The 20572-nt window shown below is 53.1% G+C and carries 17 protein-coding genes, 1 tRNA gene and 2 pseudogenes; 10 read left to right on the top strand and 10 right to left on the bottom strand.

Translation table 11 applies throughout. The annotated features are described in order from the left end of the window. Positions 1–12: 12 nt before the first annotated feature. Positions 13–273 (top strand): hypothetical protein, encoded by a 261-nt coding sequence (locus AT710_04840; GenBank protein ID KUO92060.1) that lies wholly within the window; start codon positions 13–15, stop codon positions 271–273. Further along, on the top strand, positions 266–859 hold the full coding sequence (locus AT710_04835) for a hypothetical protein (GenBank protein KUO92059.1): 594 nt from the start codon (positions 266–268) through the stop codon (positions 857–859). Before AT710_04840 ends, AT710_04835 begins: the two co-directional genes overlap by 8 nt. A 267-nt stretch (positions 860–1126) precedes the next feature. Here the strand turns inward: AT710_04835 and AT710_04830 are convergent, their stop codons facing one another. Both AT710_04830 and AT710_04825 read right to left on the bottom strand, forming a co-directional pair. Further along, positions 1127–1429 (bottom strand): ArsR family transcriptional regulator, encoded by a 303-nt coding sequence (locus AT710_04830; protein ID KUO92061.1) that lies wholly within the window; start codon positions 1427–1429, stop codon positions 1127–1129. Next, on the bottom strand, positions 1422–2063 hold the full coding sequence (locus tag AT710_04825; protein ID KUO92058.1) for a hypothetical protein: 642 nt from the start codon (positions 2061–2063) through the stop codon (positions 1422–1424). Before AT710_04825 ends, AT710_04830 begins: the two co-directional genes overlap by 8 nt. 101 nt (positions 2064–2164) lie before the next feature. Here AT710_04825 and AT710_04820 point away from each other — a divergent pair, with 101 nt between their 5' ends. Next, positions 2165–2950: an ABC transporter gene (locus tag AT710_04820; protein ID KUO92057.1), complete on the top strand. Its 786-nt coding sequence runs from the start codon at positions 2165–2167 to the stop codon at positions 2948–2950. A 6-nt stretch (positions 2951–2956) separates the two neighbouring features. Further along, complete coding sequence (locus AT710_04815; GenBank protein KUO92056.1) at positions 2957–3832, top strand: hypothetical protein; 876 nt, start codon at positions 2957–2959, stop codon at positions 3830–3832. 497 nt (positions 3833–4329) lie between these two features. On the opposite strand, the gene AT710_04810 is transcribed toward AT710_04815, so the two are convergent. Further along, entirely contained in the window at positions 4330–5256 is a 927-nt protein-coding gene (locus AT710_04810; protein ID KUO92055.1) for a malate dehydrogenase, read from the bottom strand. 132 nt (positions 5257–5388) lie between these two features. Next, positions 5389–5982, bottom strand: coding sequence for an isochorismatase (locus AT710_04805; protein KUO92054.1), 594 nt, complete (start codon positions 5980–5982; stop codon positions 5389–5391). A 94-nt stretch (positions 5983–6076) separates the two neighbouring features. On the opposite strand from AT710_04805, the gene AT710_04800 reads away from it, so the two are divergent. Beyond that, the gene (locus AT710_04800; GenBank protein ID KUO92053.1) at positions 6077–6718 is read left to right on the top strand and encodes a 30S ribosomal protein S3Ae; all 642 of its coding nucleotides are present in this window, start codon (positions 6077–6079) and stop codon (positions 6716–6718) included. Between the two features lie 335 nt (positions 6719–7053). On the opposite strand, the gene AT710_04795 is transcribed toward AT710_04800, so the two are convergent. From AT710_04795 to AT710_04785, 3 genes are all read right to left on the bottom strand, one after another. Beyond that, complete coding sequence (locus AT710_04795) at positions 7054–7287, bottom strand: hypothetical protein (protein KUO92052.1); 234 nt, start codon at positions 7285–7287, stop codon at positions 7054–7056. Positions 7288–7543: 256 nt separating this feature from the next. Then, positions 7544–7780 (bottom strand): hypothetical protein, encoded by a 237-nt coding sequence (locus AT710_04790; GenBank protein KUO92051.1) that lies wholly within the window; start codon positions 7778–7780, stop codon positions 7544–7546. Positions 7781–7968: 188 nt separating this feature from the next. Further along, positions 7969–10866, bottom strand: coding sequence for an ATP-dependent helicase (locus tag AT710_04785; GenBank protein KUO92050.1), 2898 nt, complete (start codon positions 10864–10866; stop codon positions 7969–7971). Positions 10867–11131: 265 nt separating this feature from the next. On the opposite strand from AT710_04785, the gene AT710_04780 reads away from it, so the two are divergent. Beyond that, positions 11132–12352, top strand: a complete 1221-nt coding sequence (locus AT710_04780; GenBank protein KUO92049.1) for a hypothetical protein — start codon at positions 11132–11134, stop codon at positions 12350–12352. 491 nt (positions 12353–12843) lie between these two features. After that, positions 12844–13659 (top strand): hypothetical protein, encoded by an 816-nt coding sequence (locus AT710_04775; GenBank protein KUO92048.1) that lies wholly within the window; start codon positions 12844–12846, stop codon positions 13657–13659. On the opposite strand, the gene AT710_04770 is transcribed toward AT710_04775, so the two are convergent. Beyond that, positions 13656–14384 carry a thymidylate synthase gene (locus AT710_04770; protein ID KUO92047.1) on the bottom strand — a complete coding sequence of 243 codons (729 nt, stop codon included), beginning with the start codon at positions 14382–14384 and terminating at the stop codon, positions 13656–13658. The genes AT710_04775 and AT710_04770 overlap by 4 nt on opposite strands. Positions 14385–14593: 209 nt before the next feature. On the opposite strand from AT710_04770, the gene AT710_04765 reads away from it, so the two are divergent. The 3 genes and pseudogenes from AT710_04765 (at position 14594) to AT710_04755 (ending at position 19953) form a co-directional block, all read left to right on the top strand. Next, on the top strand, positions 14594–16609 hold the full coding sequence (locus tag AT710_04765; protein KUO92046.1) for a hypothetical protein: 2016 nt from the start codon (positions 14594–14596) through the stop codon (positions 16607–16609). Positions 16610–16614: 5 nt separating this feature from the next. After that, positions 16615–18268 (top strand): annotated as a pseudogene (locus AT710_04760) (hypothetical protein). Further along, entirely contained in the window at positions 18256–19953 is a 1698-nt protein-coding gene (locus tag AT710_04755) for a hypothetical protein (GenBank protein ID KUO92045.1), read from the top strand. Before AT710_04760 ends, AT710_04755 begins: the two are co-directional and overlap by 13 nt. A gap of 3 nt (positions 19954–19956) precedes the next feature. Here AT710_04755 and AT710_04750 read toward each other — a convergent pair. Next, positions 19957–20049 (bottom strand) — tRNA-His (locus AT710_04750). Positions 20050–20169: 120 nt separating this feature from the next. Continuing rightward, a pseudogene (locus tag AT710_04745) lies at positions 20170–20572 on the bottom strand.

The following is a 20572-nucleotide window of genomic DNA, read 5'->3' as shown; positions in this document are numbered from 1 at the left end:
GTCTACAACCACATGAATAGGCCCATTTGGTTCGTGGTCTACATATACGTAACCAACGACACGACTCCACCGCCGCTGCCGGGCAACCCACTATTAACCTATCAAAGGGTCCTCCTGAGCAACGAGACTTGGGTGGCGCCGTTGAGCCTTAGGCTTAATGAGACCGGCGATTTCAGGCTTGTCGGCGAACTATGGATGTACGACCCGCTCAACCTAACCCTAACCTACACGGGCGAGTACGTTCAACTCCGGGTGAACGCGACGGGTGGTTGATGTGGATAAAGACTTACACAGCCCGATTAGGGCCGCTGTATCGAGGGGTAAATGCACGACGGTTAATCAATTGGTGGAGGCNGTCTCAAGGGAGACCGGTTTACCCAAGAGCCGGGTCGCCTATGAGGTTTACCTAATGTGGAAGAGGGGCGAGTTGAGCATTGAGCATGAGCCGCCCGAAAACGCAGTCATGTTCCTGGCCAGCGTTGATGGGGTTTGGTACTGGATCACCTTGGCCATAACCCTAGCCTCGCTGATCGTCGTAATGCTGGTTAAGGGCGGGCCCCTGATCCCCATTAGGTACCTACTGGGCGCAATAAGCGTCCTATTCATGCCTGGTTACTCAATGGTGGAGGCCCTATACCCAAGGGGCGACGAGATGGCCCCCCTCGAGAGGCTAGCCCTATCAATAGGCCTAAGCCTAGCCGTCGTGCCGCTGATTGGCTTAATGCTGAACTACACTCCATGGGGGATCAAGCTAATCCCAGTCGTCTCCAGCAACACGGCCCTAACCATTGCACTACTAACCGCGGCGGCATTGAGGAAGATGAGGTACGCCTCAATACCTGGGAATTGCTTCACTTAATGAGNTCAAAGTCAGTCAAGCCACATCAACCAATGCCCTTAGTGGCGCCGGCCCATCGCTGATGGCGCTTGGCTCAGCCCTAGCCGTGGTGAGGGCTAGCGTTAAGTTAAGAGGTCTTTGAACCAGTCATGAAAACACCAATCAATGTCATTGACAAAATGAGTGACAAGCCTCATCCTTTAGGGCGGGGAGGAGGTCAGAGTGAATGCCGCAGCCTCACCAACTGAGGAACCCCATTAAACAGGCGAATAAGGACGGGTTTAATACCTATCTAAGCGCCCTCACAAGCTCCAGGTACCTACTAACTATGCCCTTCCCCTTATTGGTTATCTTAACCACGGTCCTAACGCCGAGGGGCGTTATGCCCCTCTTAAATTCCACCAAGCCATTCTCCTGTAGCATACTGAGGTGCTGGTGCAGGGAGCTCTTAGGTATGTCAAGGTCCCTCTGAAGGTCTGCGAAGGTCACGTAGCCATCAATGTAATATAGGGCTATCAGTATGCCGAGCCTCACACCACTGGATAGTGCTTCATCCTTAAGCATCCTAATCAACTCATCAACCTCATCCACCACTAATCACCTCAAGCAGCGACCTAGCGCCAGCATAAATCCAAANCAGGGAAAGTATGTAATAGCCGAAGTAGTAGATTAAGGATAGTGGAAATAGTATGATGAATGATGCATTAGCTAAGTAGTCATAATACCTAGCCCTTATAAATCCAGATNTAAAGAAGGTCGCGTTAGTAAACGCCACAAGCGTTGCATATACCACGGCTGGTATATACTCAATGTACGCATTGTACACATTACCTAACCCGACTAAAATTGGGTATACGGCAATGGTAGTGACCATAATGATGCTGGTTATTACCCACCTTAACCAATACCTTCCACGCCTATTTACTATTATGGGTGACCTAGAAACCCTATACGCCATCGAGAAAAACCTGCGCGATAGGAATGCGTAAATCATAGCAATGGCCATCATTATTATGAACATCATAGGCAGTGAGAACACCCTGAGTGAGAGCACACTTTCAATTACACTGAATTCGTATGAGATGGTGTAGAGTGCGGCAATGGCTATCGGGTACGTGCCCCACAGCAGGTAGTAAAGCCCCATAGCCTTCCTAAGCTCCCTCGACAATACCCTCCTAACCGTGACATTGCTAACCCTTAATAACTCATGCACATCACTGGACATCAATCCCTAAACTACTTCAAGATTCACCTTTAAAAGACTTAGGGCTGTTCAATAAGTGAACAACCAATAATGGCTTAAACCCCGCTGGGCAAGTTGCCTCAATGATCGAGTTAAGTAATGTTAAGGTAAGCGTCGGGGATCGCTCGGCGAGCGCCTTCACGGTTCACGTGGATAAAATGGAGGTTAAGGGTAAGGCAGTGCTGCTCGGCCCTAATGGCAGCGGCAAAACGACGCTGCTTAGGACTATGGCGGGGCTAATACCGTATGAGGGTAGCATAAGGATGAACAGCGTGGAGGTTAATGAGGCGAAGGAGTTACTTGAGGTCTCAAGTAACCTACCCGAGATATACAACATAGGCTACCTTGTGGATGGCTTGATTGAGATACTCGAGGACTTTAAGGGCATCGATAGGAACGAGTTCATGGGGATCATGAGGAGGCTGAACATAAACGTCAGGGAGATTCTCAGGAAGCCGGTCTTTGCCCTATCGGCCGGTCAATCAGCCATGGTTAGGCTAGCCCTAGCATTATCCTCAAGGCCCAGGGTGATATTAATCGATGAACCCTTCGAAAACGTTGACTCAGCCAGGAGGAGTGTAGTAATTAGCATGTTACTTGAGTACGGTGAGGAAGGCATAATAGTGACACATGAATTAGACGTACTAGGGGCCTTCAAAGCGCTTAATGCGTATTTAATGCTAGAAGGTAGATTATACGGACCAGTTAAGGTTGGTGACCTACTTGAATCCGGCATAGTTGAGGGCGAGGCACAGGGTGCATTATTAACTGTTAGTATTAGTGGGAAGACGTACTCAATAGTGAAGGGCGGCGGGGTTAAATTTGGTGAGCTGGGTAGCTTAAATAGGTTGTATGGCCTATTAGGGTGATTAACGATGGGCTTCATTAGATACCTGGTACTTAGGGCATCCCTGGCTAATAAGAATGTGTGGTACTGGGGCGTGTTCTTTAGCTTGTTTTGGATAATCCTAGCTGCGTATATTTTAACCAGAGGGGGTAATATACAGTACGGCGTTATTGATGCTGCCAGGCAGTACATGGCTGATTGGCTTACCTTTGCATCAGTTTATATGCCCACAGGTTTAATGGTGGGTTACCTATACATGCTTGCGTACAGTACAGGCGCCATACCCTACTTCATTAGGTTTGGTAGACTTAAGCCATTGAAGTACTTGGCCTCATACTACATAGCCATGGTAGCAGTGACGCTCATATTAGCTGCAATAGTCATAGCCATGGCAATACCCATCATGTGGAGTGGGTTTAATTACAATGGGGTTCACGTATCAGTAGGCTCACTACTACCCGCCAGCGCAGTCGATGCGTTAGGCTTTGTGGGTGTCATTGCACTTAATGCAGTATTCATGTCTGCCCTAATGTTCCTAGTTTTCCTACTAGCCCTAAGGCTACCCAAGCACATAACCAGAATCGCCTTCATACCAATGTACCTGTTCTTCATATTCTACTTCCTATACCTGTACGGTTCCATACCTAAGGCCGCAATGCCCCTAGTACCATTCGTAGGCCTACTAGGCCTCATGGTAAGCGCGTACACGGGTTCTAATGGAGTGCCCACAGAACTTATGATCAATTCTAATAGTAATGGCTACTTCATAGCTCCATCAACAGTGCCGGCGTGGCAGGTTGTGGCTGGAACACTGGCGTGGGTAACCATCTTAGCGGCCCTGTCCGTGTTAATAATCAACAACATTAAGTATAAGCCACCTGAGTTGATTAGAGGCGAGATATAAACTTCGTAAAACCGAACCCACCCTCAATACGTTTAATACAAACCAGTGCTTACTTAGCCTTGCTATTGGCCCATCCAGGGCCACCATGAGGGACGCTAAGACCTTGAAAGCCCCCACCAACTCCCTAACCGAATCGTAATTCCCCATAAGGGAAACTTGGGTTTCCCATCATTCCCATCATCAAACACGGCGGCGAAGAAGGCTGAGCCAGTTGCCGTTAAGGCAATCCTCAGGGATTTTGAAAAAGCCACATTGGAAGGGGCAAGACTTATTATTCGTTTTGTCATGGCTCAGTTAATGGAAGCCCTAATGGCTGTCACAGGACTTTAACGTCGGCGGGGCGGGGGCGAAGAAGGAGGGAGAGTTGCGGAAATCTAGATTCCCAGGGTACGAGACCAACCCGGCAAGGGCACTACCGCTGGACGAGCGGCCCTTAGCCGCCAGCCATGAAGCGATGAGGATGAAAGTATGGGGGCAAAGAGGAGGGGCTTTTTTGATTAGAGGTATTGGGGTGGGACCGTTTTTAGGTTGTTCTTCACTGCCTCCACGCTTGCCAGGAATTTCTGCCTTTGTTCTTGGTTCAGGTTTAGTTCTATTATTTTCTCGGCTCCCTTCTTGCCGAAGACCACTGGGACCTCCACGAAGACGTCCCTCACGCCGTACTCCCCGTTTAGGTACACGCTTGCCTCTATCACTGTTTTTCTATCCTTCTTTATCGCGTCCGCCATTATCGTCAATCCGGCTCCCGGGCCCCAGTTGCTGCTGAATTTCCTCAAGTTAGTGATATCGGCCCCGGCCTGTATCGTCTTCTTGACTATCTCATCCATTTGCTCCTTGGTTAGGAACTCGCTGAGCGGCTTCCCATACACCATTGATGCCTCGGGGACCGGGTACATGTTCTCCCCGTGCTGCCCAAGAACCACGGGTATTATGGTGCTTGGGGAGACCCCGATTATTTGGCTGGCGTAGTAGGCCAGTCTCCTCGTGTCCAGGGCGCCGCTGAACCCTATTACCCTCTCCCTTGGGAATCCCAGGCGCTTGTATAGGACGTAAACCATTACATCGGATGGATTCGTGGTCAGCATAACTATCGAGTTGGGGGCGTACTTCTTGACTTGATCGGCTATGCCCGCCACTATCTCAGCGTTTTGCGCGGCCAATTGCTCCCTAGTCATTCCGGGCTTCCTGGCGAGGCCGGCCGTGATTATGACTATGTCGCTTCCCTCCATGTCCTTATAATCATTGCTGCCCCTCACGGTAACCGATTTGCCGAGGATCGCCGCGGCGTGGTTCAAGTCAAGGGCTTCCCCCTGGGGCAGGCCCTGCACGATGTCTATGAGGGTTATTTCCGTGTCGACCTCATTCATTAGGAGGGAGTAGGCGGTCGAGGCGCCCACCCTGCCGGCACCTATTATCGTTATCATAGTGATTAACTCCAATAATTGTTTATAAGTATTTCCCTAGTAACGCTCGTAGTACATCAACGATAGTATGTTTAGATAATTATGATGAATTTGAATTAATATGAAAACATAACCAAATAATTCAACTATTATCTAAGTGAATTTTATATCCGTGGTTCTAGTTATTGTTCCCTTATATAGGAATGATACTTGACGAAGCGTTGAATATAGGTCGAAATCGGTTAATGCGGAGACGCCATCCATGGGCAGCACCACGTTATACCAATTCAATGCAGCGGAGCCGGCCGTGTGGAGCACGCATATGTTAGCCACAGTGCCCACGATAACCAGGTTCCTCAACCCATTCACTCGGAGAAAATAATCCAGCGACGTCCCGAAGAACGCATCATACCTCAGCTTCCTCACGATGAAGTCATCGGGCAACGGCCTCAACTCCTCAATGATCTCCGCGCCCCAGGTCCCGGCCAGGGCATGCTCGCCCCATATCCTGAACTCCGGGTCATTCCTCATGTGCCAGTCCTGCGTATANATCACCCGAACACCAAGAGACCTAGCCCTATNCAGCAACTCGATAATGGGCTTCACGGTGGATTCCGCGGATGGAACGTAGAGCTTCCCCTCCCTCCTCACGAANTCNTTCTGCATATCCACCACTATTATGGCGGTTTCCCCCCTCGGCAACTCAACTCCCCTAACCTCAATGGGAGGCACCTCGANGGCGGTCATGCATTCACGGCGTTGGGGAGGTATTTAAGGGGAACAGGGCAAAACACTGGCTCCACGTTAAGATTTATTAAGCGAGCCCAACCCCGTTTTCTCAATGTCGCAGCAAAGCGCCCAGAAGTCAGCATTGGGGAAGTGGGCATTCAAGAATTGGTACCCAGTCTACTCGCCAACCATATTCAACGAGGTCCCGGTTGGGGAGGCGCCGGCGGAGGAAGCCAGTAAATTACTTAATAGGACAATAGGCGTCACGCTATTCGACATAACTAAGGACTTATCCCACCTAACCATTAAGTTAACGTTCCAGATAGATAGGGTAGAGGGGGATAGGGCCTTCACTAGATTCAAGGAAATGGAGCTAGCGAGGGACTATATAAGGAGCCTCGTGAGGAGGGGCTCAAGCAAGGTAATGGCCATTCAGGACGTCACCACGAGCGACGGCGCTGTCCTCCGCTTCGAGGTGCTCGCGGTCACCACGTATAGATGCAGCACGAGCAGGAAGAGGGGAATCAGGGCAGCCATAAGCTCCAAGCTAAGCGAGATCACCGCCAACGCGGACTTCGCCACCCTAGTAAGGGATACAGCAATGGGCAAACTATCCATCAGTCTAATGGATGCCGGCAGAAAAGTTTACCCCCTCAGGAAAGCCGAGGTAATGAAGCTCAAGGTAATCAGGTACCCCACGAGGCCCAGCGAAACCAAGAAAGCGGAAATAGCCGTGCCCCAACCAACCCAGTAAAAACAACCCATCACCACGAACTACATCGCGATCCCCAAGAACGATGGGGGCCTCGCCCAATCCTCATGGCAAGCCCCACTTAACTAACCCCTTACCATACTTACCATAAGTACAGGATCCTCAGGCCTATAAAAGATGCATTTAGGTGTATTTTAAGATTTCTTATTATTGGGTTTAGTTATATTGGAATCCGGAATACAATGAATATTGATGATGTTATCAATACTGTTTAGAGCACATTAGCCTCATGCAATTACAATGTTTAGAAACGTAAAATAAGTTCGCTTAACCCCCGATAACGGCCAAGCCCCACCCTTTAGGGTAAGGAGGGGACATTACTTTTGTTGCCGTGTTTCTTCGGGGCCTTGAGGCGGTGCGGTTATAACCTCGATTCCCAATGCATTCTTTATGCTCTCAGCTTTACCTATAATGGCTTTATCTAATGTTACAAAGTACTTGATACATTCAGGAACTTGCCTGGCGTAGATTATGTGTAGGAGGTCTAGTGATGGTAGCTGCAGTTCAGGGGCAAGTCTCAGCGCTTCAGCGAATTTATGAAAGATCCTCACATTTGATAGATTATTTATANTTAAATTTATCTTTATCAAGCCCTCGGTATCGGAAATAAACACTGATGTTGTTAAACTCGAAAGACCTGAAAGACAGTATTCAGCAATTACACGCACTCTCTGTTCCTTAGTCCCAATGAGCTCTCTAAGTTCTTCAGGAATATCGAGAATATCAGCATTCCTAGATACGTATGAGTAGACACAAGGGTGAGAGGAGAGTGGTAGAGCTCCTTAACACCCAGCTCTTGTAACTTTGTCACAAGATTATCGGCATTTCGGTGGTTATTATCCCGCAGAAAGCAGTAAGCAATGATGATGTTTGTATCGAGCTGACCTCCTCCCCGCCCTGAAGGGCGAGGTTTGCCGTTCGTTTTATCACAGAGAGGATGAAGATGGATGTGGCTAGGTTCAGAAGGGTAGGGTCATAAAGGATGGGATTAAGGAGGCGATGAGCCCCCTTCAAGGCGGGAAGGCCGCGAATCCCCCATTTCATGGCAATGGAACCCCTTATGTGCAATAATTATCGGCAAGGCCTCTCTCGCCGACGTGTGCATTGCCCAAGGGTGTCGAGGATGCGGGCTCCGCGCCGTTGGGCTCGAAGGCCATGGCCCATGGGGCGGTCGAGGGCCAAGTCACGCCCAATCCCCAACGAAGATAAAATGAAAGCGCGGGGACAAACGGCTAGGCTAGGAACCTGCGCCTCATGTATTCCCGCTCGGCTTGGTAGATCATTGCGGCCAATTCATCAATATCATTGATCTGCTTCTCGAGCAGCTCCTTGGCCGTGCTCATGGGCAGCCTAGAGGCGAGGACCAGGAGGGCGCGCCAACCGTGTTTCTCCACTAGATTAGCGCTTTCCTCGAGGGCCTCCGCATGCTTCTTGTCGTCCTTCCTTACCCGTCCCTCCCTTACCCTGGCCACCAAGTCAATGGCTCTCTCCTCCTCCAGCCTCAGCGCCCCAAGCCTTGGGGAGCCGCACTTGGGGCACTTCACATCCCTTATGTCCCTTACCCGGGCTAGGGAGACGTGGCCACAGTCGATGCAAGCCAGGGTGAGCGACTCATTGAGGAGCCTGGTCTTCACGCTCTCCAGCACTAATTTATCCAGCTTCTCCGGGGCTATTATCTCCATTTTATGGCTTATCTTTTCAATGATCTCCTGGGCAAGGGGACTGGGTTGAGGCAAGTCAATGGTTCTTACCCGTAACTTACCGGCCCTGAGGCTTGCGAGGACCTTGGCAGCCCCATCTAGATCCACATCATTGGTTAGGAACTCCTTGAATGCCTCCGTGAATACGGGGGTCTCCCTCAAGGCCTCAATGACGCTGCTCATGTTTATGTCGCCCCAATTCCTCCTCCTTGGGATTACATTGAATCTCCTAGCCACATGTATGAACCTCCTCTTCAGGAGGCCCGTCCTCAACGCGACGCTCCTCAGCAGCCCTATTAGCTCCGAATCGCCTAGCGCGGCGAGCTTCATTAGTTCCGCCTGCACTATCCCCGGATCGGTTTTATGCGGTAACTGAATAACTATTGAGTACGGATCCTGCTGCACCGCAACTGGGTAACCCGTGTCCCTCGTTATTAATTCGCTCAACATCCTGGCCAGGGTGCGGTTAATCAATGTGCCGAAGTGGGCGTGAATTATTGTTAAGTCACGCACGTGCTCTATCACTACCTCCTCATGGGTCGGGACCGGAGCCACCTCGAGGTGCCTCCTTATGAGGTTCATGGCGTAACTAATCACGTCCTCCCCTATCCTCAACTCATCCGCTAACGCCTGGGGGGACTCGCCTCTATTGATTGCCTCCACTATTCTGGACTTTATTCTCCCCACATCCATGGCGATCTCCTGGGGGACAGGTATCTCCTCCCCTATCCAGGAGGGAATGGCGCCCACCGGATCATCCACGGGCCTCACGTAGACCTTATCCCCATCCAAGCCAGAGAGAAGCCACACCCTTCCCCTAAAGACGAACTTGATCCCGACCTGCCCATACTCGGCTATGAATGCATCATCCAATACCCCAACGGGCTCCTCCGTGTCCTCCCTGACAACCATGTACTGCTGCTCCTCCGGTATCATGGAGAGCTGCTCGAAGAAGTACCTATACATCTCCATCCGCGCCCTTCGACTGCTTGGCTTGAGGATCACGTCATCCCCCTCCACGTAGTACAGGAGCCTCGGGTTCAGGGCCTCACTCATGAATCGAACGACCCCCCTCAACTCATCCAGCGTGATGTTCCTGTACGGATACGACTTGGCGATTATGGAGTGAACCTCCTCCAGGCTCCACCTATTCCTAATCATCAATAGGAGAATTAATTGATGAACCAATACGTCGAAGGGCTTCTCGGGAACTGTGAGGGGCTCAATCCAGCCGCGCCGCGCCCTCCCAATTATTGCGAGCGCCTCCAGAGTATCATTAAGGTCCTCCGCGACTATGACTCCCCTCGGCGTCCTATCAAGCCTATGCCCGCTCCTCCCAATCCTCTGAACGAGCCTAGTGACTTGATGGGGAGATAAGTACTGAATAACCTGATTAACGCGGCCAATATCTATCCCCAACTCCAGGCTGGAGGTGGCTATAATCGCCTTCAAGTCACCGCCCTTGAACAGCCTCTCCGCATTCGCGCGCGAAACTCTGGATAATGAACTATGGTGAACCGCTATTGGGTAATTAGGATCGAGAAGGGTGAAGCGGAATGCGAGGAGCTCAGCCATGGACCTAGTGTTCACGAAGACTATGGTGGCGCCCCCCTCCTCATCGATCAATCGCTTGACATGCAGCAATCTGCCCAATGCATCCCTATGCATCAAGTCATTGACCTCGGCTGGAATCGAGTGGAGGGGAGGCGGCGCCGCGGGGCTAATTATGCTCATCTTGGTGCGCCTCATCATTGAGGCATCCACTATATCCACGTCGCCGCTGCCCACGAGGAACTCCGCCACCTCCCTGGGGGATCCAATGGTGGCGCTTAGCCCAATTACCTGGGGCTGGGCTTCAATTAACCATTTGAGCACCTCGAGGGTTAGGGAGAGCTGGGTGCCCCTCTTGTCCTCCGCCAACTCATGAACCTCGTCCACTATTATCCAACGCACAGCCTTAATGTGCTCCCTCAGCCTCCTCCCCGTTAGAACTAATTGAAGGGTCTCAGGGGTCGTGATCAACATTTGAGGGGGAGTCTTGCTCTGCCTGCTCCTCTCGCTTTGATCCGTGTCCCCATGCCTAACCGCCACGCTTATCCCCAACTCATCGCCCCACCAGGATAATCTATCCAGTAAATCCCTATTAAGGGCCCTCAGGGGCGTAATATAGAGAATATTAATGCCGGGAAGAAGCATGCCCCTCTCCCGCGCATATAGGTACTGGGACAGCACGGGAAGAATGGCTGCCTCCGTCTTTCCGCTCCCAGTTGGGGAAATGATGAGGACGCTGCGCCCCCCCATTATTAGGGGAATGGCGCGGCGCTGAGGCTCAGTTAAGTCGATGATGCCCCGCCTCTCCATTAATTCGCGAACCATGGGATGCAGCAAACCCAGAACATCCCCCGCCCTCCCCTCCTCTACATCAACCATTGCCGGACAATAACGGCAACCCCCACTTTAAATACTTTAAGAAAATGAGCAACCCTAAGTATTACGAGCGAAATAACTAGCCCCTCATGGCTCCCCTAAAGGGGAGGGCGTTTATATTGGCCTCCTCCCCGCCCTAAAGGAGCGGGGTTCGCCCACCGTTTTGTCATGAGGACATTGAGGCGCGAATGCCAACCAAGGGGCCTATCCCCAGCGTTTTTTACTGTGAGCCGTAGATTATTAATTCCCCCCGCTCCATTCGGCACTTATGCAGCTCGATAAGGTAATTGAGTTAATGCTGAAACTAAGGAATGGGGGAGACAGGGAAACGGCGCGGAGGCTCCTATTCCTCCTGAGGGGAATCAAGGAAGTGACTCCCCAAACGCTAGAGGCACAGGCGCTCGCGGCCTCAATACTTGGGGATAAGGAGGAAATGGACTCCGTGGAGGCATCCCTAAACAGGATATGTGAGAAGAGGGATCCCGCCTGCCACTTGGCGCGGGCACTGGTGGAGAGGCTAATAGCTGAGGCAAACATTAACCAGGCGGAGCTAGCCCTCAACCACGTGGAGGAGGGGCTCCGCTCAGTAAGGAGACTCCTGAGAAGCAGCGACGCGCCGCACGACTACTTAGAGGCGACGCGGGAATCCCTTGGCTCATTAATGAATAGGTTAAGAATTGAGGAGGCTCGGCTCCTGCTCCTCAGATCAATGCTGCTGCCGGAGATAGGGTTCGACAAGGTACTGGACGCCGATGCGGATGCCCAAGCGGCAGCGGAGGCATTCAGGGCCCTCGGCCTTACCGAGGACGCGGTAAGGAGCGAGTTATGGAGATTCAGACTAGGCGCGGTAAGGGGAGCCCTGAGCTACGAATCGGTGGAGGCGCTCCTAAAGGAGGCTAGAGGCACAGGCACTTACCGACTCGTCGCCGCCAATTACCTAGCCGCACGCGCGGTGGGAGGCATGGACGCGGATCCCGGGCTAGTGATGGAGGTGAGAATGGAGCCCAAGCTATCCGCGCCAACCCTTGGATTAATGGCGATCTTCGACGCAATTAATGAGGAGGAATTCAAGAAGGAACTGGCGCGGTACAGGGAGGAATTCATGCCTAGATTCGTGTCCCCCGCCATTAACCTATTAAGGGGTAAGTTAAGCGCGGCCGAGGCCATGGAGCAATGCAGTGAGGCCTCCCCCGACGAGGAGACCTGCAGGGAGTACGTGAAGCAAGCGGAGGAGGGCATTATTGGGGAGGAGCAATTACTATATGTGGCATTCATGCAGGACCCCATTGGGTCCCTAGGCTTCATAATGAGCGAGTGCCTGGGCGGCGAACTCGACATGGGGAGGGAGTACATACTTTACTGGGCATCCCCAAACACGAACAGCGCCATAAAGTGGAGACTATACAGCGACCTCCTGGAGAAGGCGGAGAATGGATGCAGCCTAGACGCAAAGAAGGCCATCAGCAAGATATTCTTCTACCTAATCTAAAGCAGCCAATAACCCACTCCATCCTATTACACCGACCTCCTCCCCGCCAAAGGGCGAGGCTTGTCGTTCGTTTTACCATGCATTCCCCTCCCCGACCAGTAATTCCTGGAGAGCAGGAAGTAGCCGTGGTGTGGGGACGCCTCATCCGCAGGGACGGGGTAATTCATGCATCTAGTTCCTCCATTCTTTTCGCTTCCTTCCTCATTTCCCTAATGTATGGGGAGTTTCCCTCCCATTCATCCCTAGTTAAGGCGAAGAACTCTATGCCGGGCCTTAAGTACCTTGATAAAACTAACGGCAAACCTCGCCCCTTTAGGGCGGGGTAGCTCACTTATGGTTTCCTCGTCTTCATCAAATTCGAACACATTCATTTCCTCTTTTCCCCACCTAGGCCTAATTAGAGAGAGGAGATACATGCTTTACTGGGCGCTCGACATGAATAGTGCCGTGAATTTGAGTTCCCATTCCCCGGTAGGCTTATATTTTAATTCATGAAATATAGCGTAATGAGTAGCTCAGGCGCATTAAGCAATGAGGAGAAGAAGAGGCTCCTCAAGGCCATTCAGGAAGACGAGGAGTTCAGGTACGCCGTAGCTGGTCTCCTGGGCCTAGACGCCATATTGAATGACCTAAGGAAGTTAAGGGAGGAATTCAATAAGTACATCGAGAAGCTGGACAACTACATTAATAACACCACAACCGCTTTCTCGGAGAATGATAGGAAGTGGGAGGAGAACTTTAGGCGTTGGGCCGAGAACGATAAGCGTTGGGAGGAGAATGATAGGAAGTGGGAGGAGAACTTTAGGCGTTGGGCCGAGAACGATAAGCGTTGGGAGGAGAATGATAGGAAGTGGGAAATGGTATTTGCTCAATTAAAGACGCTGGATAGCCGCGTGACTGCACTGGAGCAGAGCATGGATTCCATGAATAGGCGTATAAGCGCCATAGGGGCTAGGTGGGGAATACTCAGCGAGTCGGCGTTTAGGAGGGGCATGAGGGCAATTCTAAGGGATGTGCTGGGCATACGTAGGGTAAGTAAGTTAAAGCTAGAGGATGAGGAGGGCATTGTCTATGGCCATCCCTCGATAATAGATGTCGACATAGCCGTGCGGAACGGGGAGCACCTCCTCATAGAGATAAAGGCAAATGCCAATAGAAGCGATGTGGCCGAGATCAAGAGGGTGGGGGATCTATATGAGAAACTGAAGGGCACAAAGCCAAGGCTGATAATCATAGCGGCATACACTGGACCCGGCACCAAGGAATTGGCCGAGAAATTAGGCGTTGAACTACATGAAGGCGTTTAGCCCATCATCAGTTTCTTGAGGGGCTCGGGCACCTCCATTCCCCATTTCTCGAAGGCGTCCTTAATTGATTTCTCCCTACACACTGCCCTGTCCTGAACCTCCAGCCCCCTACAGTAATCTGGGTGATCCACGACGTGGCTCCACGCCCACATCGCCGTTATGGGGAACCTATGAATCACTGTGCTGAACATTAACCAACTAATTAGGCGAATCTCGTGGAAGGCGCCCAATCCGGTCCTGAGGGGTAGGTAATTAATGAAGAATTCCCTAGCATTCATTTGAACCCAGATCCTCGACGCAGCGGCGTTGCTGAGGACGTACCTGGCGTCCTCGGGCTCCACGCCCCTACTCCTCAACTCATTATAGAGGGGGAAGCCAGCGTCCCCAACCTCCAGTCCCTGGGGAGCAATCACCCTGGCCCACCCCCTCCCGTAATCCACGTACCTCTGGCTCTCCTGCCAGTAACTAGCCACCCTATGCCTAATCAATTCATGCGTGCAGGCCCTACTGCACTCCACTAGCCAGGAGGCACCCATGAACTCAAGGACGGAGTGGTGTCCATCCCTCAGGAAGGAATTAATCCTCCTAACCACCTTCTCCCCACTAATGGAGTGATTTGGGCCTGCACCCCTATAAATCACGTCAGTCATGCTCGCAATCCTCTCCTCGCTGCCCCAAGACTCAATCAAGGCAACGCTGGGACTCGCCTTAATTACTAGAGGCATCACGCCTACCCATGCGTATCAGTATTTAAAGCGAAAATCATCATTAACGCATAAGTATTATCCATATCATACACGGATAATGCGGGTCACAAGCCATGCGGATCAACTCCATCGCCATTGACGGGACGGGTCTCTCCCCTCAGGGCTGGGAAGTAGGTTAGCAAATACCTTACTGATAATGTTTTAAAATGAATGGAATACTTAGTTGTATGTCTAAGTTCCATATTGGGATAGATATTGGGGGCACCTTTACCGATGTTGTCCTATTCAACTCGGAGACGGGGGAGGTGAGGGTCCTCAAGGTCCCCAGCACCCCGAGGGATCCCGAGGAAGCCGTGATTAACGCATTGGCGTCGCTTGGACTCGCGGACAGCGACGTGGCGATAATCAATCACGCCACCACGGTCGCGACCAATGCATTACTAACGCGCAGCGGTTTGCCGCGGGCCGCCCTAGTGACTAATGAGGGCTTTAGGGACGTATTGGAGATAGGTAGGCAGAGGAGGGCCGAGATATATAACCTGAGATTCACTAGGCCCCCGCCGCTAATCCCGAGGAGCCGCCGCTTAACCATTGGGGGGAGAATATTATCGGACGGCTCAATTGCGCAGGAGATTCCGGAGAGGGACCTGAAGAGGGTGAGGCGCTTCATTGAGCGGGAGGGCATTGAGACGGTCGCCGTGTCCCTCCTCAACTCATACATTAACCCGGCGCATGAGCGCAAGGTGGGGGAGTACTTGGAGGGGTATGGGGGCTACGTCTTCCTCTCCTCCGAAATAGATCCCCAGTACAGGGAGTATGAGCGAACAAGCACGACCGTGGTCAATGCGGTCCTAGCCCCAATAGTCTCCAAGTACCTCGACAAGTTAAGTCAGGGAATCCGGAGCATGGGGTTAAAGTCGCCCCTCTACGTGATGGCCTCCAATGGGGGCCTCAACACCGTGGATTATGCATCCAGGATGCCCATCTCAATAATAGAGTCAGGCCCATCGGCGGGGGTCCTCGCCTCAAGCTTCCTCGCCTCAAAGCTAGGCATAAGCAACGTGATAACGTTCGACATGGGAGGCACCACGGCCAAGGCCGGCGCAGTGGTGAATGGGAAGCCCGATGTAGCTTACGAATTCGAGGCAGCCGGGAAAACGCATAGCGGGCGGNCAATAAAGGGAAGCGGGTACGCGGTTAGGTTCCCATTCATTGACTTAGCCGAGGTAAGCGCTGGGGGCGGCACCATTGCGTGGATAGATGAGGCCGGCTCCCTAAGGGTGGGCCCAAGCAGCGCTGGGGCTGATCCGGGTCCAGCGGCGTATGGGAGGGGAGGCACGGAGCCCACGGTCACCGACGCCAATATAGTGCTGGGGCGACTTAATGGTGAGTACCTGCTGGGCGGCGCCATGAGGATTCACAGGGACTTGGCGGAGAAGGCGATTCGGGAGAGGCTTGGCGAGAAGCTGGGGCTCGACGCCGTTAAGTCAGCGGAGGGAGTCATTAGGTTAATCAATAATTCCATGAGTAAGGCGATCTCCATAATAAGCGTGGAGCGGGGCCGTGACCCCAGGGACTTCTCCATGATAGCGTTCGGCGGCGCGGGGCCAGTGCATGCCTGCGACTTAGCCGAGGAGATGGGCATAAGGGAGATAATAGTGCCGGAGCACCCGGGCCTCTTCTCCGCCTATGGCCTCTTAACGGTGGACGTGACCAGGATATTCACGGCATCGGTGCTGGATAGGAATGTGGAGGACGTGTTCGCCGAGTTAAGGCACAGGGCGCGAAGCGAGATGGGGATGGAGGGCTTCAGGGATGTCTCGATGGAGGAGTTAGTGGACATGAGGTATAGGGGGCAATCATTCGAGATAACCATAGAGTACGGCCCCAATAAGTCGAGGCTACGGGATGCATTCGAGGAGGCGCATAGGAAGCTGTACGGCTACGCATCAAGTGATCCCGTGGAGATAGTTGCGGCCAAGGTAGTGGCGAGGGCCAGGGTGCCCAAGATAGATCTTGTGAGGAGAGCCATGTCGAGAAGCGAGGCTAGCCCCGTGGCGAGGCGCCGCGCGTACTTTAGCGGTGAATTCAGGGAGGCCCCCATTTACGATAGAAACACGTTGCCGCCGGGCTCGGAGGGGGTGGGGCCCGCCGTGATCGAGGGCTATGACTCTACCATAGTGATTAACGGGGGTTGGCGCTGGGCGGTGGATGAGTACTTAAACCTCGTGTTGAGGAGGTGAGGGGCATGGATAAATTCACCGCCCAAATAATTAGGAGCACCCTCTTCTACGCCAGCGAGGAAATGGGGATAGTGCTGAGGAACTCGGCTTACTCCCCCAACATTAAGGAGAGGATGGATCACTCCGCGGCCATATTTGATGCGGAGGGCCGCTTATTGGCGCAGGCGGAGCACATACCCGTTCACCTGGGCTCGCTTCCATGGGGGTTGAGGAACACCATTGATTACATGGAGAGGGAGGGAATGAGTTTCGAGGAGGGAAGCATGATAGTGGTTAATAATCCATACATAGCGGGGACCCACCTAAACGACGTGACCGTGATTAGGCCAATACATTACTCGGGGCGATTAGTGGCCTTCGCCGCGAATAAGGCTCACCACTCCGACGTGGGCGGGAAGGTGCCTGGAAGCATATCGTTCGACGCCAAGACCATATATGAGGAGGGCCTGATAATTAACCCAATTAATTTAATGAGGGGAAACGAGTTCCAGAGAGACGTCCTAAGCCTCTTCGCCTCAAACTCGAGGAATCCCTATGAGCGTATGGGCGACATAAAGGCGCAGGCCGCCGCCAACATAACTGGGGAGCGCAGGGTTCTCGAGGTGATTAATAGGTATGGGCTCCAAGCCTTCCTGGACGCCAATGAGGACGCGTTCAGCTACGCCGAGGAAATGTTCATCAAGAGGCTCCAATCAATGCCGAGGGGCACCTATGATGCCGTTGATTACCTGGAAAAGCCCGGGGGAGGCGATATAAAGCTCTCGGTTAGGGTCACCATTGGGGAGGACAGGGTCACCGTGGATTACGAGGGAACGGATCCCCAGGTACCCATGCCGCTCAACGCAGTACTCGGCGTAACAATAAGCGGGGTTCACTTCGTTTTCCGCACATTAATGGGGGAAGACGTGCCGCTTAATCACGGCGCCTTTAGTCGATTCGACGTGAGGGCCCCAAGCGGCTCAGTGCTGAACCCAGTGTTCCCGGCGCCGGTGGCTGGGGGAAACGTGGAGACGAGTCAACGCAATGCGGACCTCCTTTACCTAGCCATGAGTAAGGCAATGCCGAGCGAGGTGCCCGCCGCCAGCGGCGGCTCAATGAATAACGTAATGATGGGGGGCATGCATGGAGGCAGGACCTGGGCCTTCTATGAAACCATTGGGGTCGGGCTCGGGGGGGAGGGCTGGAATGGATGGAGTGGATGGGATTCACGCCAACATGACTAACACCATGAATACCCCCATAGAGGAGATAGAGAGGAATCTCCCCCTCATCATGAGGAAGTATGAGTTCAGGGTTAATAGTTCAGGGCCCGGGAAGTATAGGGGCGGCTCCGGCATAGTTAGGTCATACATGGTGGCATCCGGGCACGTGACGGTTACGGTGCTGGCGGATAGGGGTAGGCACAGTCCCTGGGGATTAATGGGCGGCGGGCCCGGCGCCCCGACGGAGGTAATAGTGAAGAGGGGGAGGAAGAGGATTAAGGTCGACACCAAGGTCACGCTTGACTTGGAGGAGGGGGACTACGTGGAGATACGCACGGCTGGGGGCGGCGGATACGGGGATCCCGCCCAACGCGATCCCGAATCGATTAGGAGGGATATAGAGAATGGAGTAATAACTAGGCGATACGCCGAGAAGCATTATGGGTGGGGGAAATGAGGGCCAGCAAGGCCGTGGTGAAGATGCTTGGGGAGTACGGGGTCACGCATGTCTTTGGGCTCCCCGGCGAGACCGCGCTCCCTCTTTACCTGGACATGAGGGAAGCCAGCTTCAGGCACGTCATGTCTAGGGACGAGAGGAATGCCGTGATAATGGCGGACGGCTACGCCAGAACAACGTGGAGGCCCGGCGTCGTGGAGCTGCCTGGGGTCGGCGCCTCAATGGCTCTCCCAGGCCTCGTGGAGGCAAGGATCTCCGGAGTCCCAATAATCGCCATAGTATCCGATACCCCCCAGGGAAGCGAGAGGAGCAACACATTGACGGAGTACCCCAAGAGATCCATGTTCATGGATGCCGCGAAGGAGGTTCTAGAGGCATCGAGTCCAGGTTCTCTCCCCAGATTATTGAGGAGGGCCTTTAGGGTGGCGACAACGGGTTTCCCGGGCCCCGTGATCCTAATTGTTCCAAGCAACTTGTGGGAGGGGGAGGCGCCGGATGATGAGGCATATGCGCAGCCCCGCTTCTCCGTGTTCCCCTCCATTAGGTTTAGGCCCAGCGATGATGAGCTCCTGGAGGCCATTCAAATGATTGCCGGGAGCAGGCGCCCAGTAATGGTGTGCGGCCAGGGAGTCCTCTTCTCCCAGGCGTGGAGCGAGGTTCAGGAACTCAGCGAGTTAATGGGCATGCCCGTGGGCACAACAATTTCGGGCAAGGGCGTTGTCCCCGATGATCACCCATACGCCATGGGCGTGGTGGGCAGTCGCGGCGGCACCTCCTTCTCCAACTCAATTGTCCAGGAAGCTGACCTAGTTCTCCTGGTCGGCACTAACGCGGNCTCCGTGGATACCTGGGACTGGAGGGTGCCGCCCCTCCATGGTCCCCTCATTATTCACATAGATATTAGCGAGGCCAATCTAGGCAACATGTATAGGACCGACCTATTCCTAATGGGGGACGCCAAGTTAACGCTGAGGCGCATGATAGAGTTGGCCAGGGAGAGGGGAGTCTCGAGGCGCGGCAAGCCGATTATCCAGGAGAGGCTTAATTACCTATCCAAGGCTTACTCGCTAATTGGGGAGGAGGGGGAGGGAGGCGTCAATCCACTTCAATTAATTAAGGCGCTGGAGGATGCTTTGAGCGATGATTGGGTAATAGCTGCTGATCCAGGCGTGGGGGCCATATATACATCCACCTATATGCGGGTAAGGAGGCCCGGCAGGCGCTTCCTCTATAATTACCCGATTGGCGCCCTCGGCTTCGCGCTCCCCGCCGGCATTGGCGCCAGGCTAGGGGGCTCAAGGGTGCTCGTGTTGACCAGTGACGGTAGCTTCGGATTCAATGCGGGCGAGCTGGAGACAATTAGGAGGCTCAACATCGATCTAAAGATAATTCTATTCAATAACTCATCCTTCGGCTGGATCAATGCCGCCAGCGCAGCGAAGTACGGGAAGCCCCTCACGGAGGAATTCGCCGACGTGAGGTACGCAGATGTGGCTAGATCCTATGGATTGGAGGCAATGGTGGCGGAGAGGAACAGTGATTTAAGCCAGGTGAGGAGCTTCATCTCGATGAGCGGCCCAGCCCTCATGGAGGTCAAGACAGCGCCGGAGAACGAGGTGTTTCCGCCCGTGCCTGATTGGAGGGAGCCGGCGACTAGGTTGGGCAAGAGGTACATGGGGAATTAGTTCTGGGGCCCCGGCCGGGATTTGAACCCGGGTTTTCAAGCTATCCGTTGGATTCATCCACAGGCTCGCGTGTTAACCAGGCTACACTACCGGGGCCTTGATGGGCGTGGAGCTATGCAGCTTTTAAATTTTGGCTCCCGCCACCCATCCTCCTTGCTTCCAGAATTATTTACAGAGTTCCGCTTCAATATTTAACAAGTGTGAGCTACCCCATCCTTAAGGGGCTTCCCGCTTCCCCGCCCCGCCTTGCCCGTAGTTGTGAACCACGGGTAGTGGGCGGAGCTCCACGGGCACCACGGGCGGCACCCACCCCGCACGCCTCAAATGATTGAGAGAGGAATTATAGTCCCTATCAGCCCTCCAACCACACCTGGGGCACTCAAAAACCCTATCACTCAACGTTAAATCCATCTTCACATAACCACACTTAGCACACGTTTTCGAGGAATTCCTAGGATCCACTAAAACCGCCTCCTTCCCATACTTCCCCAACTGATACTTTATTACTGTACGCATCATGCCGAAGGCAGCATCTTGAAGGCTCCTCCTAAGCCCCCTACTCGCCCCACCAATGAGCTGCTTAGCGTTAATATCCTCCATAACCACGACGTCGTAATGC

This window comes from Thermocladium sp. ECH_B, from assembly GCA_001516585.1.
Lineage (GTDB): Archaea > Thermoproteota > Thermoprotei > Thermoproteales > Thermocladiaceae > Thermocladium.
The sequence above is the reverse complement of the archived record's forward strand: the minus strand, read 5'-3'. Positions and strand labels throughout refer to the sequence as shown.